This window comes from Roseobacter sp. GAI101 (genome assembly GCF_000156335.1).
Classification (GTDB): domain Bacteria; phylum Pseudomonadota; class Alphaproteobacteria; order Rhodobacterales; family Rhodobacteraceae; genus Sulfitobacter.
On record NZ_DS999213.1, the window covers coordinates 3,757,853 to 3,773,682 of the forward strand.

The following is a 15,830-nucleotide window of genomic DNA, read 5'->3' on the forward strand; positions in this document are numbered from 1 at the left end:
AAGGGGCAGAGGCCCGTTCAGAGGGGCTTGGCATGAGACTGGATTGTCCGATTTGTGGAAGCCGTGACCGGCGCGAGTTTTATTATCAGGGGGATGCCGTGATGTTGGCGCGCCCTGCGGTTGATGCGGGCGAGGCGGCGTGGGACGGTTATGTGCATTTGCGGGATAATCCAGCGGGGCAGACGCGGGATTTATGGCAGCACGAAGCAGGCTGTGGCGCGTGGCTGGTGGTGACGCGCGATACGGTGACCCACGCGGTATTCTCGGTTCAATTGGCGTCGGACGTGAAGGGGACCACGGCATGAGGATCAAGGGTAAAGGTCTGATTGATCGGTCCAATACGGTTTCGTTCAGCTTTGACGGGCGCAGCTATGACGGGTTTGAGGGGGACACTGTTGCCTCGGCTCTGCTGGCAAATGACGTGACGTTGATGGGGCGGTCGTTCAAATATCACCGTCCGCGTGGCGTTTTGACGGCGGGCAGTGAAGAGCCGAATGCGCTGGTGACGGTTGGGAGCGGGGCCGCATCCGAGCCCAATGTGCGCGCAACCATGCAAGAAGTTTATGAAGGATTGCGTGTGCGCAGCCAGAACGCCTGGCCATCGCTGGATTTTGACCTAATGGCGGTGAACAACCTGGTATCGCCGTTTCTGGGGGCAGGGTTTTATTACAAGACTTTCATGTGGCCGCGGAAGTTTTGGGAGCGGTTCTATGAGCCGGTCATTCGGCGGGCGGCGGGTTTGGGCGGGCTGAGCGGCGCGCATAACCCTGATACCTATGAACGGGCCTTTGCGTTTTGTGATGTGTTGGTGATTGGCGCTGGGCCTGCGGGGCTGATGGCGGCACTGACGGCGGCGCGCGGCGGGGCAGACGTGATCCTGGCCGACGAAGACGCCTTGATGGGAGGGCGGTTGAATGCCGAAACCTATCTGATTGCCGGCAAGCCGGGGCATGTCTGGGCGGCCGAGGCTGTGGCCGAGTTGGCAGGTATGGACAATGTCCGGCTGATGTCGCGGACCACGGTCACGGGAGCGTATGATCAGGGCACGTTCGGCGCGTTGGAGCGGGTAGGGCAGCATCATGGCGTCCGCAGCAAGGGTGCGCCGCTTGAGTGTTTCTGGCGGATCGTGGCCAAGCATTCGATCCTGACGGCGGGCGCGCTGGAGCGGCCGATCGCGTTTCAGAACAACGACCGGCCCGGCATCATGACGGCGGGGGCTGTGCGCGCCTATCTGAACCGCTGGGGGGTCAGCCCGGGCAAGGCGCTGACGATTTTTGGCAATAACGACGATGCGCACCGCACGGCGCGTGATCTGGCCGATGCCGGTGTACGGATTGCTGCGGTAGTGGACAGCCGCACCGACGTCGACGTCAAGGGGGATTTCCCCGTCTATCGCGGTGCGCAGGTCTTTAACACAGGCGGTGGCAAGGAGTTGGAGAGCATTTCCATCCGGACCATCAGCGGGGTGGAGAAAATCCAGACCGATTGTCTGGCGATGTCGGGCGGTTGGAACCCGACGGTGCATCTGACCTGTCACATGAACGGGCGGCCCACGTGGCGGCCTGACATTCAGGCGTTTGTTCCCACTGCAGGGGCCATTCCGGGGATGGTCGCGGCAGGGGCGTGCAATGGGACGTTCTCGACCCGTGGTTGCCTGGCAGAGGGGGCCGACGTTGCCGGTAAGGTTCTGGGAACGCTGGGCAAGAAGGTGCCGGATGTGGCGCTGCCGCAGGCCGAGGACGCACCTTACAGGATGGAGCCACTTTGGGCTGTGGCGGGCAAGGGGCGTGCCTGGCTGGATTTCCAGAACGACGTGAGCGTGAAGGACGTCGCCCAGGCGGCGGTCGAGAATTTCCGGTCGGTCGAACATATGAAACGCTATACCACCCAAGGGATGGCGACGGATCAGGGCAAGAATTCGAACGTCGGTGCCTTGGCCGTGCTGGCCGATGCCACCGGGCGCGGGATACCCGAAACCGGGACGACGACATTCCGGCCACCCTATTCGCCGGTTACTATTGCGGCGATGGGGGCGGGGGCGCAGGGCAAGGGCTTTGCGCCGCAGCGGTTTACCACTTCGCACAGCGCCAGCGTCGAGGCGGGTGCACCGATGATCGAGGCGGGGTTGTGGTATCGCCCCAGCTATTTCCCCAAGGCAGGGGAAAAGACGTGGCGGCAATCTTGTGACCGCGAGGTGGGCTATGTCCGCAAGGCTGTCGGGGTCTGCGATGTGTCCACGCTGGGCAAGATCGATATTCAGGGGCCGGATGCGGCGGCTTTGCTGGATTTCGTCTATACCAACATGTTTTCGACGCTGAAGGTCGGGCGTGTGCGCTATGGTCTGATGCTGCGCGAAGACGGCACGGTGATGGATGACGGCACCTGCGCACGGTTGGGGGATCATCATTTCGTGATGACCACCACGACCGCCGCGGCTGGCACGGTGATGAAGCATCTGGAGTTCGTCGCACAATGTCTGCACCCCGAATGGTGCGTTGCAATGACATCGGTGACCGAACAATGGGCGCAGTTTGCCGTGGCGGGGCCAAAATCGCGCGAGTTGCTGAACGGGGTACTGGATGCACCGATCGACAATGACAGCTGGCCGTTCATGGCCTGTGGCGACACGTCGGTTCTGGGCGTCAAGGGGCGGCTGTTCCGGATATCGTTCTCGGGTGAGCATGCGTATGAAATCGCGGTGCCTGCACGCTATGGGGAGAGCCTGTTTCGAGAGTTGGTTGCCCGTGCGCAAGGGCTGGGGGGCGGAGCCTACGGGATGGAGGCGCTGAATGTGCTGCGCATTGAGAAGGGGTTCATCACCCATGCCGAGATCCACGGGCGCACCACTGCGTTTGATGTGGGCATGGCGGGGATGATCAGTGCCAAGAAGGATTGCGTCGGCAAGGTCATGGCCGCGCGGCCCGGTTTGGTTTCGGCGGATCGCGAACGCTTGGTCGGGATGAAACCTGTGGGCGCGGTCAAGATGCTGAGCGCGGGGGCGCATATCTTTGGAAAAGACGCGGAAGCGGTGCGTGAGAATGATCAGGGCTATGTCACTTCGGTCTGTTTCTCGCCCGAGGTTGGCACCTACATAGGCTTGGGGTTCGTCAAGAACGGGCCCGAACGATACGGCGAGGTGATGCGTGTGGTGGACCATCTGCGCGCGTTGGACGTCGAGGTGGAGATTTGTCCGCCTGTGTTCTTTGACCCCGAGGGAGGGCGTGCGCGTGGCTGAATTGAAGGCGAGAACCCCTTGTGGGGATATGCTGCCGGTAACCCACGGGGCGGCGCAGTTGGTCGAGCTTGATCTGGGTATCGTGACATCCGTGATGGTGACCGGCGATGAAGATGCCCTGTCAGACGCGCTGGAGGCAGCCCATGGTGTGGCCTTTCCAAAGCCGAACCGGGCGTCGGGCAAGGGGGGTATTCGATGTGTCTGGTTCGGACGCAATCAGGCGCTGTTGATCGGGGCCGCACCGGATGCTTCGCTGGCGGCTCATGGCGCGCTGGTGGATCTAAGCGACGGTTGGTGCGCAGTCCGCCTGAGCGGTGGCGCGTCGGAGGATGTGCTGGCGCGGTTGGTGCCGGTCGATCTGCGGGCAGGTCACTTCAAGCGCGGACACACGGTGCGCACATTGGTGGGGCATATGACAGCCTCGATCACGCGCACGGGGGGCGAGGATTTCATGATCCTTGTATTCCGGTCCATGGCCTCTACCTTGGTGCATGAGGTAAGCGAAGCGATGTTGAGTGTAGCATCGCGCGAATCCTGAGCCGCCAGAGGTGGCATAGTTGATATTTGGAGAGTTGAAGATGAAATTTGTTTCAGGTGTGACCGTGGCTGCTTTGCTTGGTGGCGCTGCGCCGGTATGGGCGCAAACGGCAGCAGAGGTCGATTGTGGCTATCAGGCGGCAGTCGTCGAAGCGGTGCGCCAGGCGCGGATCGAGCGCGTGAAGGAGCGGAAGGTTCCGGAGCATGTGGCGGCATCGGCCCCGACCTGGCCCGAGAAATACAATGCGGTCGTGCCCTTGGTCGCCCCTTGGGTCTACGAGATGAAGATGCGCGATGTGAAAGCCAACGATCTGGGTGCGGCCTGGAACGAAATGTGCCTGGCCCGCTGACCGCACGCGGTTGATCAGACGGGGTGTGGGGGCCAGCCCCCATTGCCCCAAGGGGCAATTCCCCCGGAGTTTATCTGGCAAAATGAAGCGGGGTCGGGAACTTTGGGTTCTGGACTCTGCCGGGTACGGGCCAATATATGAAGCTATGAGCTTACCTCCTGGATTTTTGGATGAATTGCGTAGTCGTGCCAGCCTGTCTCAGGTGGTGGGGCGTAAAGTCATGTGGGATGCGCGCAAGTCCAATCAGGGCAAGGGCGATATGTGGGCACCGTGCCCGTTCCATCAGGAAAAATCCGCCAGTTTTCATGTCGATGACCGCAAGGGGTTTTACTATTGCTTTGGCTGTCACGCCAAGGGCGATGCCATTTCCTTTGTGCGCGAGACGGAGAACGTGAGCTTTATGGAGGCTGTCGAGATTCTGGCGCGCGAGGCGGGGATGCCGGTGCCGCAACAGGATCCGCGTGCGCAGGAGAAAGCCGACAAGCGCACCCAGCTTGCGCAGGTGATGGAGCAGGCGGTGCAGTTCTTCCGGTTGCAGTTACAGACCGGGGCTGCGGGGGCCGCGAGGGATTATCTGGCGCGGCGTGGATTGAATGCGCAAGCGTTGGAGCGTTGGGAGATCGGCTTTGCTGCGGACCAGTGGCAGGGGTTATGGGACCATTTGAAGGCCAAGGGCGTCGAGGATGAGTTGATCTTTGGCGCGGGGCTGGCCAAGCCGTCGACAAAGGGCGGGCGGCCCTACGATACGTTTCGAGGACGGATCATTTTTCCGATCCGTGACGCGCGGGGGCGGGCGATTGCCTTTGGCGGTCGTGCGATGGACCCCAATGACAACGCGAAATATCTGAATTCGCCTGAAACTGAGTTATTCGACAAGGGCCGCAGTCTTTACAACGTAAAGGACGCACGCACGGCGGCAGGGCAGGGGCAACCGCTGCTTGTCGCCGAAGGGTACATGGATGTCATCGCCCTGGTGCAGGCCGGATTTGGTGCCGCCGTGGCACCGCTGGGGACCGCAATCACCGAGAGCCAGTTGCAGATGTTGTGGCGGATTTCGCCTGAACCGATCATTACGTTGGATGGCGACACGGCCGGACAGCGCGCTGCGTTGCGTCTGATCGATCTGGCGTTGCCGCTGTTGGAGGCGGGGCAAAGCCTGCGCTTTGCCGTGATGCCCGAGGGGCAGGACCCAGATGATTTGCTGCGCGCCCATGGTGCGCCGGCGCTGCAAAAGCTGTTGGACAATGCGATGCCCATGGTGCGTCTGCTCTGGCAGCGTGAAACGGACGGGCGCGTTTTCGACAGTCCTGAACGCAAGGCGGCGCTGGATAAATCGCTGCGCGAAAAGATAATGTTGATCAGGGATCCGTCGATCCGCAGCCATTATGGCCAAGAGATCAAGGACCTGCGCTATCAGCTGTTCCGGCCGCAGCAGGCCAAGAAAGCCTTTGCCCCCGGTGCCCGCAGTGCCGGGCAGGGGCGTTGGAACGCCGCGCCGCAAGGACCCTCGCCCAGTGCGAAATCTTCGATCCTTGTGACTGCCGCGGGATTGGGGGCCACTGAGCATTTGCGCGAGGCGGTGATTTTGTGTGCGCTGCTGGGCTGTCCCCAGCTGGTCGAGGAGTTCGAAACCGGGGTGGCCGCGATGGCGTGTCAGGACCCTGATCATGCCGTGATCAGGGATTTGATGTTAAGATATGCGCATAGGTCACCGGAGGCGTTGCACGAAAAGATTTGCGACGCACTGGGGGCGCAAGCCCTTGAAAATATGACCACGCAACGCCACGTTGCCATCACGCCCTGTATACGGAACCCCGGCAACATCGAAATGACCCGTATGACGGTGGCCGAAGAGCTGGGAAAACTTGAAGCCGTACGGGGGTTGGACGCTGAAATCGCCGACGCCGTCGAGGATTTGAGCGGCGTGGCGGATGAGGGCCTGACCTGGAGATTGAGCGAAGCGGCTCGAAACGCCGACCGGGCGCAGCGCAGCGGGCAGGAAGATACGGCGGAATATGACATCGGTGACAACGGTGCCCATATCAGCCGCGACGAACGCAGCGCCTTTGATGCACTGATCGGATCGATCCGCGGGGGCGATTCGAAAGACAAGAAATGAACCCGGCGTGGCTTTTTCGCCGGGATGTTGAACAAAAATAAGGGTAACGGGTTTAAGAATCACCCGGAACCCCGCATGATTCGAAATAATCGAATCACTTTAGGTGATTCGCGCGCATTCGCTGGAGGAAGTTTTCATGGCCGCCAAAGATACCAACGAAGATACAAAGTCTGACGACCAAGAGGCTGGCCATTCGCTGGACATGAGCCAGGCCGCCGTCAAGAAGATGATCGGTGACGCCCGTGAAAAGGGTTATATCACCTACGATCAGCTGAACACGGTTTTGCCGCCTGATCAGGTCAGCTCGGAACAAATCGAAGACGTGATGTCGATGCTCTCTGAAATGGGCATCAACATCATTGAAGATGAAGACGCCGAAGAAGAAGAAGCCAAAGGTGGTACGGATCTGACCACGACGGACAGCAACCGTGACGTCACGCTGTCCAGCGGCACCTCTGAAAAGCTGGACCGGACCGACGACCCCGTGCGGATGTATCTGCGCGAAATGGGGTCGGTGGAATTGCTGAGCCGCGAGGGCGAAATCGCCATCGCCAAGCGGATCGAGGCTGGCCGCAACACAATGATCGCAGGGCTGTGCGAAAGCCCGCTGACGTTCCAGGCGATCACGATCTGGCGCGACGAACTTCTGTCCGAAGATATTTTGCTGCGCGATGTCATCGACCTTGAGGCGACGTTTGGCACCCAGATGGGTGACGAGGATGAAACGACACCCGTCGTGCCGGTGGTTTCCGGTACCGAGGCAAAAACCAACGAAGACACCAGCGAAGTCGATGCCGATGGCAACCCGATCGCCAACGATGATGACGACGACGAGGACGAACAGGCCAATATGTCGCTGGCGGCAATGGAAGCCGCTCTCAAGCCGCAAGTGCTTGAGGCGCTGGACATTATCGCCGACGACTACGTCAAGTTGAGCGAAATTCAGGACAGCCGGATTTCGGCCACTCTGAACGAGGACGGGTCGTTTTCGAAGAAAGACGAAGAAGAATACCAAAAGGTCCGGTCGGAAATTGTTTTGCTGGTCAATGAACTGCACCTGCACAACAACCGTATCGAAGCGTTGATCGACCAGCTTTACGGCATCAACCGCCGCATCATGCAGATCGACAGCGCCATGGTGAAGCTTGCCGATCAGGCGCGCATCAACCGCAAGGAATTCGTGGATAACTACCGCGGCTACGAACTTGATCCGAACTGGATGGAGCGGATGGCCGAAAAATCCGGCCGTGGCTGGCAGATGTTCATCGAACGCTCTGCTGACAAGGTAGAAGAACTGCGCTCTGATATGGCGCAGGTCGGTCAGTATGTCGGTCTTGATATTTCTGAATTCCGCCGCATCGTGCAGCAGGTTCAGAAGGGCGAAAAAGAAGCGCGTCAGGCCAAGAAAGAAATGGTCGAGGCAAACCTTCGCCTCGTTATCTCGATCGCCAAGAAATACACGAACCGTGGCCTGCAGTTCCTTGATCTTATTCAGGAAGGCAACATCGGTCTGATGAAGGCCGTGGACAAGTTTGAATACCGTCGCGGCTATAAGTTCAGCACATATGCGACGTGGTGGATCCGTCAGGCGATCACGCGCTCCATCGCGGATCAGGCGCGTACCATCCGTATTCCGGTGCACATGATCGAGACGATCAACAAGCTGGTCCGCACCGGCCGCCAGATGCTGCACGAGATCGGTCGCGAACCGACACCTGAGGAATTGGCAGAAAAGCTGCAAATGCCTTTGGAAAAGGTCCGCAAGGTGATGAAGATCGCCAAGGAACCGATTTCGTTGGAAACGCCGATCGGCGATGAAGAAGACAGCCAGCTTGGCGATTTCATCGAGGACAAGAATGCCGTGCTGCCTTTGGACAGCGCGATCCAGGAAAACCTCAAGGAAACCACCACGCGGGTTCTGGCGTCGCTGACGCCGCGCGAAGAACGCGTCTTGCGGATGCGGTTCGGCATCGGCATGAACACCGACCACACGTTGGAAGAAGTCGGTCAGCAGTTCAGTGTGACACGCGAACGCATTCGCCAGATCGAAGCGAAGGCGCTGCGCAAGCTCAAGCACCCGAGCCGGTCACGCAAGTTGCGGTCTTTCCTGGATCAGTAACGTCAGGCCGGACATAAATTTGAAAGGGCGGGGGGCAACCTCCGCCCTTTTTTCGTGGACGCATCTTTTAGACGTCAGCCGTAAATGGGGTATATCACCCATCTGTGACTTGGTGACCGGCCTGTTCGGACTATCCTTTAAGCAACAACCTCATTGTCAGGAGTATCTCATGCGCGCGCTCATCCTTGCGGCCTTTTGTGCCGGTCTTCCCCTTGCCGCCGCTGCCCAAACCTATCAGGCAGTCAATCTTTTGTATGTGTTCCCCGTTGCCGGAGGGGATTTTGAAGTGGTCGAAGATCACGGAGAAGGCCCGCGCGGCATGTGGTGTGCCGCCGCCAGCTATGCGCAGGACCGCCTGGGGGCATCGGGCAGCGCGCGGCTTTACGTCAAGACGGCGCGCGGCCCGTCGGTCAGCGTCAGCGGTAAATCCGGCGCTGTCTTTACCTTGGATGAAGCGTCATTGACGGTCCCGCCGACACGGTCGTATTCCGTTTCAGTCAGAACGCCGGGCCTGAACCTGCCGGTTGGGCACGCGGTCGAATTCTGCAAGGATTTCATCCTTGAACTCCAGGGCCTCTAGGGCCCGACAGCTTTGGCTTGCTGCTGTGCCCTCTGCGGCATAGCATCAAGCCGATGAACACTGATTTCGAAATCACCACCCACGGTCCCGGTCTGTACGAATTTACCCGCGATGTCGCACGCTGGATTTCCGGGCAGGGCGATGGCGTGGTGACATTGATGGTGCGCCATACCTCTGCCTCGCTGCTGATCCAGGAAAACGCCGACCCCGAGGTGCAGACCGACCTGGTCAATTTTTTCAATCGTCTGGTGCCGCCTGCCACGGATCCTGCGATGTCCTATCTGACCCACACCTATGAGGGGCCGGACGACATGCCCGCGCATATAAAGGCCGCATTGTTGCCAGTCAGCCTCTCTATCCCGGTGCGTGCGGGCAAGATGGCCTTGGGCACATGGCAGGGCATCTATCTTGTCGAACATCGTAGCGCGGCCCATGTCAGGCAGGTTGCAGCGCATTTTAATTGAGTTTCGGCGCGGGGCCTGCCCTTCAAAGCTCTGCATCTTGGGGGCGCAATTGCCCTCTACCCAAACCCTAGGGGCTGTCCTATAGTGAAAGTGAATTTGATGGGAACCGACCCAACCACCTGAGGCAGATCAGAAAATAAGGGGACAGGCCATGCGCTGCCCGTTTTGCGGAAATATCGATACCCAAGTGAAAGACAGCCGCCCGGCAGAGGATCACGTATCCATTCGGCGCAGGCGTTTCTGCCCTGCCTGCGGGGGGCGCTTCACGACATATGAGCGTGTGCAATTGCGCGATCTGGTGGTGATCAAATCCTCGGGCAAGCGCGAAGATTTCGACCGCGACAAGCTTGAACGCTCGATCCGCATCTCGATGCAAAAGCGCCCGATTGATCCCGAGCGGATCGATCAGATGATTTCCGGCATCGTGCGGCGTCTGGAAAGCATGGGGGAAACGGATATCGGCTCCAAACAGATCGGCGAGATCGTGATGGAGGCGTTGGCCCGCATCGACACCGTCGCCTATGTGCGCTTCGCAAGTGTGTACAAGAACTTCCAGGCGGCGGATGACTTCGACAAATTCGTTCAGGAATTACGTCCCGACGTCCCGCCAGAAGAGTGAGCACAGCCGCAGATACGCGCTTCATGGCGCTGGCCCTGTCCTTGGGCCGGCGGGGGCAGGGGACCGTGTGGCCCAACCCCGCTGTGGGCTGTGTGATCGTGCAGGGCGACCGTATTGTCGGGCGCGGCTGGACGCAGCCGGGTGGTCGGCCCCATGCCGAACCCGAGGCCTTGGCGCAAGCCGGTGCGCAGGCCGTTGGCGCGACGGTCTATGTCACACTGGAACCCTGCGCCCATACCGGTAAAACGCCGCCCTGTGCGCAGGCCCTGATTGACGCGCAGGTGGCGCGGGTCGTGATCGCCTGTGCCGACAGTGATCCGCGCGTCAGCGGCAAGGGCATCGCCATGCTTCAGGCCGCAGGGATTGCGGTCGACACAGGCGTTCTCGAGGACGAAGCCCGCAAGGATCACATCGGGTTTCTGTCCAGGATTGATATTGCCCGTCCCATGGTCACGCTTAAACTGGCCAGCAGCTTTGATGGACGGATCGCAACCGCCACCGGCGAAAGCCAATGGATCACCGCTGGCCCGGCACGTCGTTTGGTCCACGCGATGCGCGCGCGCCACGATGCGGTGATGGTGGGCGGCGGCACGGCACGGCAGGATGACCCCAGCCTGACGGTCCGCGACATCGGTATTACCCGTCAACCTGCCCGCATCGTGGTCAGCAGCCGCCTCGACCTGCCACTATCCGGAAAGCTGGCGCAGACGGCGGCGTTGATCCCCGTGATCCTGTGCCACGCAACCAGCGCCGATCCGCATCTGGTCACCACATGGCAACAGCTTGGCGCGACGCTGATCCCCTGCGCGACCCGCGCGGGTCAGCTTGATCCGGCGGACATCCTGCGTAAACTTGCCGACCACGGTCTGACCCGTATCTTCTGCGAAGGCGGCGGCGGTCTTGCCGCCTCCCTGCTCCAGGCGGACCTCGTCGATCATCTGGTCGGCTTCACCGCCGGTCTTGCCATCGGCGCAGACGGGTTGCCGGCCATCGGCCCCTTGGGCCTCTCGCAGCTCGGCAAAGCGCCCCGTTTCAGCCTTGAATACACTAGGGCTATCGGTCCCGATATCCTGCACAGCTGGTCCCGGACGTAACGCTTCGTCCTTCCAAATGGTCCCAAATCCCGGGGGTCTGGGGGCTGGCCCCCAGTCCGGTCATCACCCCTTGCGCCACAAATGGGCCTTGCCCGCAAAGGCCCCTTGCACTTTTGCCAGCAGCCGGTTGCCAACGCCGGGATAGGGCAGATCCCCCTCTGCCAAACGCTGCATGACAATTTCTACCGGGCAGGCCAACCCGCTGAGCGGATCGACGTAGCGCGGATAATCGATCAACGCGGCATGCACCAAGCCTTCCAGATCCACATCTGCCCGTCGTCGCGGCGGCACATCGCCCCGGTCGTCTGTCAGCCCCCAACCCGCATAAAACGGCGCGCCAACGGCCACCACCCGCACCCCGCGCACCAATGCCTCGAACCCCAGAAGCGATGTCATTGTCCAGACCTCATCGACATGAGCCAGAAGGCTGACCGGGTCCGTCCGGGCCATCACCCTGTAAGCCAGACCGGTGGCATCAACCGCACCGGGGCGCAGGCCCGCTTCGACATCCGGATGGGGTTTGTACAGGATCACCGCGTCGGGATTGGCGGCGCGTGCGGCCTGCAGCAGCCCCAGATTGGTTGAAACATGGTCGGTACCGGTCTTGACCGACGCATCATCCTCGACTTGGCCGGGCACCAGAATGCGGCGTCCCTCTGGAAGCCCGTCCAATGATACGGCACCCCCAAGGTTATATTTGCTCAGGCCTGTCGCCCGCAGTCTTTTGATCAGACGCTCGGCCCTGCGTCTTTGGTCCGGGCGCAGGCTGCACCGGGTCGCGATCCATTCCTCCAGACGGCTGGGCTGTCGGGGATCGTAGTAGATGCCCAGATCATCGCACACCAGCGAGAGCGGGGGTATCAGATCGGCACCCAACCCGCGCGAGCGCAAGAAGCCGTCTTCGACCCGCATCGCATCCCCATGACCTACGTCGGCCTTGCCGGCCCAAACCATCCACGCCTTGCCGCTGGCGCGTGCTCGGGGCGGGTCCTCTTCGAACACGACCGGGGACCATGTTCCGAAAAACCGCTGCAAGGGGCCGCGTTTCCAAAGACTCATCCCCGAGGCGACCCAGCCATTGTGGTCTTCGCGCCACGCGCGGGTGGTCGCGGCCAGCGCCTCGATCGTGGTTTCCAGATCGCAAAGCCGGTCGCGGTGGGGATCGTACCATTTGGGATAAAGGATCATCGCGGCGGCGAAAATCTGGGCGCGCGTCAATGTGCGCTGGCGGCGCTGGACGGGAAATTCGTCTTCGGTCAGCCCCCAGCCCGCATAAAACGGTTGGCCAAAGACCCGTGGTTTGTGGCCTGCAAAGATCGCCTCGAATCCCATTTGCGAAGACACGGTATAGACGCGCACAGCCCCTTCAAACAGGACCCAAGGACTTATGGGCCCGGTCAGCAGCGTGATGCGGGCGTTCTCGTCTTCGGGGCCGAAATGACCGGTTCGGTAGCCCTTTGCCGTTTCGGGATGGGTCTTGATCACGATCCGCGCGCCGGGGTTTTCCTGCTGGGCAAAAACCAGCATCTCCAGAAACCGTGACCTGTCGGCCCCCGACGCGGTGACGGATGCATCGCCGCGCGTCTGATCGATCACCAGCACATAGCCGGGGTCGGGGGGCGGGGTGTCCACCCTAAATGCCGTATATTTCGTCAGATGTGCCTCTTGGATGCGGGCGATGCAGCCACGGGCACGGTCCAGCAGGGCGGTGTCGTCCAAAGGATGCGTGGCCAGCAGCGTTTCCAGATCGGACGGTTGGCGGGGATCGAAATGCGCGCCCTTGTGGTCGATCAGCAACCCAATGGGCGGCTCACCCGCGCGACCGGGGAACAGCGATCGCAGCATGGCGTCTTCGACCCTGACCACCGGCACGCCGCGCCTTTGCGCCACGGAAAGGCCGCGATGGGCGGTGGGCGAATTGCCCCAGACAGCCACCGCATCGCCTGCGCGCGGCAGTCCCAGATGCAGCGAATGGCCCGCCAGTTGCAAGATCCGGCGGATCCGCCGCTGGGTGAGAAACCCGCCATTATACACGAAAAGCCGCCGGTCCTTTTCAGGGCCGGCGGCGGGGGTATCATATATTTCAGGCCCGAGAGCCATGGGACCGGATCAGTTTCCGGCCAGGGTAGAGCCGACGGTCCCGATGCTGTTCAAGGAACTGGCCGAGCCTGTGATCGACGAGATCACCTTGCTCCACTGGGTGAACGGCGCTTCAGTAACGTAAAGCGTATCGCTGTCACGGATCACGAAATCACGCGCCATAAACAGGCCGTTGGGCTTGGTCAGGTCCAGCACGTAGATCATCCGCTGCGCGCCGACCAGATCGGTGCGGCCCAGCACCTGTTCAACGACTTCCTGCGGTTCGTTGCGGAAGATGAACACGCCCGTCGGGTCTGCGGTGCCTGCATTCAGACCACCGACCTGCGCGATGGCTTCGAGCGCGGAGAGCGTCTGGGATTCAAACGCCACTTTCCGTTGCGACCCGGTGGCCCCGAGGGCGGTGAACGAGCGGGAATCTTCTTCGATCAGGATCCTATCGCCGCCGCGTAACGCGATATCAAGTTCGGGGTGCTGGTACAGGTCTTCGAACCAGATTTGCCCCTTCATGTTGCCACGCAACACGGTCACTTGCGCGATTTCCGGCACGATGGACACACCACCGGCCCGCGCCAGCATTGTCGACAGGGTCCGTGTCGGACGTTCGATCGCATAAACGCCTTGCGCGCTGACGGCACCGATCAGGGACACTGTGGCACCGTCGCCAGCGATGCGGCGCACCTGAACCTGCGGATCAGGCGTTTGTTCGGACAGACGTTGGGTGATGATCCGGCGGATCGCTTCGGGTGAATTTCCCGCGGCCCTGATGCGACCTGCATAGGGTACGAAGATAAAGCCGGACCCGTCGACCTGTACTTCCTCGAGCAAGGTGGCGTTCCCGCCTTGGGCAGCCAACAGACCGTCATCGACGTTTTCCCAGATCGTCAGGCCCAATGTGTCGCCCGCGCTGATGGTGTCCGACCCAAGCGTGGCGGCATTGATGAACGCCTGACTGAAGCCGAGGGCAGGGGTCACCGCCGTGGCGCGGCTGACGCGGTCATTTACGGCAACGACAAAGGCATCGCCCTCTTGTTGGACGGAACCTTTGTAGATTTGACGCTTGTTCGGGCCAACCTGCGGCAAGCCACATGAAGATACCACGGCCATTGCCGCAAGTAGTGCGATGGGACGCGCCCACCGAAATGTCTCGGATTTCACTGCCCGGTCTCCTCGACCTGTTCTAATTCTGCCTCAGATTCATCGATTTTTTCGACGTAATTACGCCAAGGCTAACCCAGTTCAGATCAAAAAGCTACTGTTTGGGGACCAATCGTTCAGGTGACAGCCCGCAACTGTTGCCGTGGTGCCGCGGTCCCTGATTCAAGGGCATCGTAGGGGTCTTCGACGGCCAGCATCATATCGACCACCTGCCGCATCAGTTGCGTGCGCGCGCGGGCCGCATAAAAGCCGCCGGGGATCTGGGATGTCTCAAGCAGATAGCGGCGATAATCCTTGTAGGCCTTGTTGTCGGGCCGCGAGGCTGCGGCAAAAAAATCGGTCAGGGGCTGGTCGGACACGAATTCCGGTTTGGCATAGACTGCACTGCCAAACACCTTGAGCGGGATGCCCCGCCACAAAACCTGTTGGCCCGCGGTCGAATTGACCGTCACCGCCGTGCGCGCATCATTCAACAACTGCGCCAGCTTGCCGCCACGGACATAATGCACCCGGTGGGACACACCCAATTCACGCGCAAGACGCTTGATGTCGCGGCGCAGCGGGACGCGGCCATCTTCAAGGGGGTGGGCCTTGACGACCAGATGATGGTGACGCGGCGCGCCCTTGGCAAAGCCTTCGATCACGACGCGCAGGAAATCCGACATCGTGTCGAAAGGGGAGTGATCCTGAAAGGCGCTGTCATGCTCAAGCTGAAGCAGCGCCAGATGGTAGGGAAAGCCGCCCAGACGGATGCGCAGTGTCGCGACCAGCCGGTTTGTCGCCAGCGCGGGCATCAGGAAAAGGCGTTTGATATACAGCTGGAATTCCTTGGTCACCGGGATTTTGCGGTGGGGGCGGAAATTGCGGTAATCCCCGTTCCGGAACAGGACGAACCAGTGATAGAGCGCGCCGTAAAAGATATGCTGGCGCATGTCGCCCCAATGGCCGGGGGGCAAGGGAGCCTCCATATCGGAATTGGCCAGCGCGGTTTGCATCTGTTCGATGGTCATGTCCATCAGGCGCGAATTGCCGTTCGTACCGCCGCGTTCATAGGTGACCCAGTAGGGGCGCATGTAGCCTTCTTCGAAGACATGCACGGTCAGGCCAAGCGCCTTGGCCTGTGCCACGGCCACGGCATGGATCGGGCGGGTATCTCCGTACAGAACAATATCAGTGACACCTTTGTCGGCGAGCAGCGCAACAAAGGTGTCTTTCCATGCATCAGCGGTTCCCCGGTAGGGGATGTAACTGCGCGGATGGAACCAGAAGGCGCGGTCGCCTGCGTTAAAGCCCACGCGCCACACTTCTGCCCCGGTCAACCGCAGCATCTTGCCGAGACGGTTGAAGAAGGGACCATGCGGCCCTTGCAGAAACAGGAATACCCGGCGTGCGGGTGCGGCGGCAGTCATGGCGGGTCTTTGCGTTATTATCGTCGCTAAATGAAAAATCATGCGATAC

The 15,830-nt window shown here is 60.8% G+C and carries 13 protein-coding genes; 10 read left to right on the top strand and 3 right to left on the bottom strand.

Going from position 1 to position 15,830, the window contains the following annotated elements; all coding sequences use genetic code 11:
- Positions 1-32 precede the first annotated feature (32 nt).
- The 10 genes from RGAI101_RS17795 (at position 33) to ribD (ending at position 11,117) form a co-directional block, all read left to right on the top strand.
- The gene (locus tag RGAI101_RS17795) at positions 33-305 is read left to right on the top strand and encodes a sarcosine oxidase subunit delta (protein WP_037228700.1); all 273 of its coding nucleotides are present in this window, start codon (positions 33-35) and stop codon (positions 303-305) included.
- Positions 302-3,235: a sarcosine oxidase subunit alpha family protein gene (locus tag RGAI101_RS17800; protein ID WP_008226300.1), complete on the top strand. Its 2,934-nt coding sequence runs from the start codon at positions 302-304 to the stop codon at positions 3,233-3,235. The genes RGAI101_RS17795 and RGAI101_RS17800 overlap by 4 nt, the downstream gene beginning before the upstream one ends.
- The gene (locus RGAI101_RS17805) at positions 3,228-3,773 is read left to right on the top strand and encodes a sarcosine oxidase subunit gamma (protein ID WP_037228704.1); all 546 of its coding nucleotides are present in this window, start codon (positions 3,228-3,230) and stop codon (positions 3,771-3,773) included. The genes RGAI101_RS17800 and RGAI101_RS17805 overlap by 8 nt, the downstream gene beginning before the upstream one ends.
- A gap of 40 nt (positions 3,774-3,813) precedes the next feature.
- Entirely contained in the window at positions 3,814-4,122 is a 309-nt protein-coding gene (locus tag RGAI101_RS17810) for a hypothetical protein (protein ID WP_037228707.1), read from the top strand.
- A gap of 145 nt (positions 4,123-4,267) precedes the next feature.
- Positions 4,268-6,241 carry a DNA primase gene (gene dnaG / locus RGAI101_RS17815; RefSeq protein WP_037228708.1) on the top strand — a complete coding sequence of 658 codons (1,974 nt, stop codon included), beginning with the start codon at positions 4,268-4,270 and terminating at the stop codon, positions 6,239-6,241.
- Between the two features lie 136 nt (positions 6,242-6,377).
- Positions 6,378-8,360, top strand: coding sequence for an RNA polymerase sigma factor RpoD (rpoD, locus tag RGAI101_RS17820; RefSeq protein ID WP_037228710.1), 1,983 nt, complete (start codon positions 6,378-6,380; stop codon positions 8,358-8,360).
- Positions 8,361-8,529: 169 nt separating this feature from the next.
- The gene (locus tag RGAI101_RS17825) at positions 8,530-8,940 is read left to right on the top strand and encodes a hypothetical protein (protein WP_008229061.1); all 411 of its coding nucleotides are present in this window, start codon (positions 8,530-8,532) and stop codon (positions 8,938-8,940) included.
- Between the two features lie 53 nt (positions 8,941-8,993).
- On the top strand, positions 8,994-9,404 hold the full coding sequence (locus tag RGAI101_RS17830; protein WP_008228930.1) for a secondary thiamine-phosphate synthase enzyme YjbQ: 411 nt from the start codon (positions 8,994-8,996) through the stop codon (positions 9,402-9,404).
- A gap of 151 nt (positions 9,405-9,555) precedes the next feature.
- Positions 9,556-10,023, top strand: coding sequence for a transcriptional regulator NrdR (nrdR, locus tag RGAI101_RS17835; protein WP_008225048.1), 468 nt, complete (start codon positions 9,556-9,558; stop codon positions 10,021-10,023).
- 23 nt (positions 10,024-10,046) lie between these two features.
- On the top strand, positions 10,047-11,117 hold the full coding sequence (ribD, locus tag RGAI101_RS17840; protein ID WP_008226283.1) for a bifunctional diaminohydroxyphosphoribosylaminopyrimidine deaminase/5-amino-6-(5-phosphoribosylamino)uracil reductase RibD: 1,071 nt from the start codon (positions 10,047-10,049) through the stop codon (positions 11,115-11,117).
- A 63-nt stretch (positions 11,118-11,180) separates the two neighbouring features.
- Here the strand turns inward: ribD and RGAI101_RS17845 are convergent, their stop codons facing one another.
- The 3 genes from RGAI101_RS17845 to RGAI101_RS17855 all read right to left on the bottom strand — a co-directional run bounded on the left by RGAI101_RS17845 (position 11,181) and on the right by RGAI101_RS17855 (position 15,781).
- Positions 11,181-13,217, bottom strand: coding sequence for a capsular polysaccharide biosynthesis protein (locus RGAI101_RS17845; protein ID WP_008225060.1), 2,037 nt, complete (start codon positions 13,215-13,217; stop codon positions 11,181-11,183).
- A 9-nt stretch (positions 13,218-13,226) separates the two neighbouring features.
- Positions 13,227-14,321 carry a polysaccharide biosynthesis/export family protein gene (locus RGAI101_RS17850; protein WP_008228288.1) on the bottom strand — a complete coding sequence of 365 codons (1,095 nt, stop codon included), beginning with the start codon at positions 14,319-14,321 and terminating at the stop codon, positions 13,227-13,229.
- 167 nt (positions 14,322-14,488) lie between these two features.
- Positions 14,489-15,781, bottom strand: coding sequence for a capsule biosynthesis protein (locus RGAI101_RS17855; protein WP_008226012.1), 1,293 nt, complete (start codon positions 15,779-15,781; stop codon positions 14,489-14,491).
- Between the last annotated feature and the right edge of the window lie 49 nt (positions 15,782-15,830).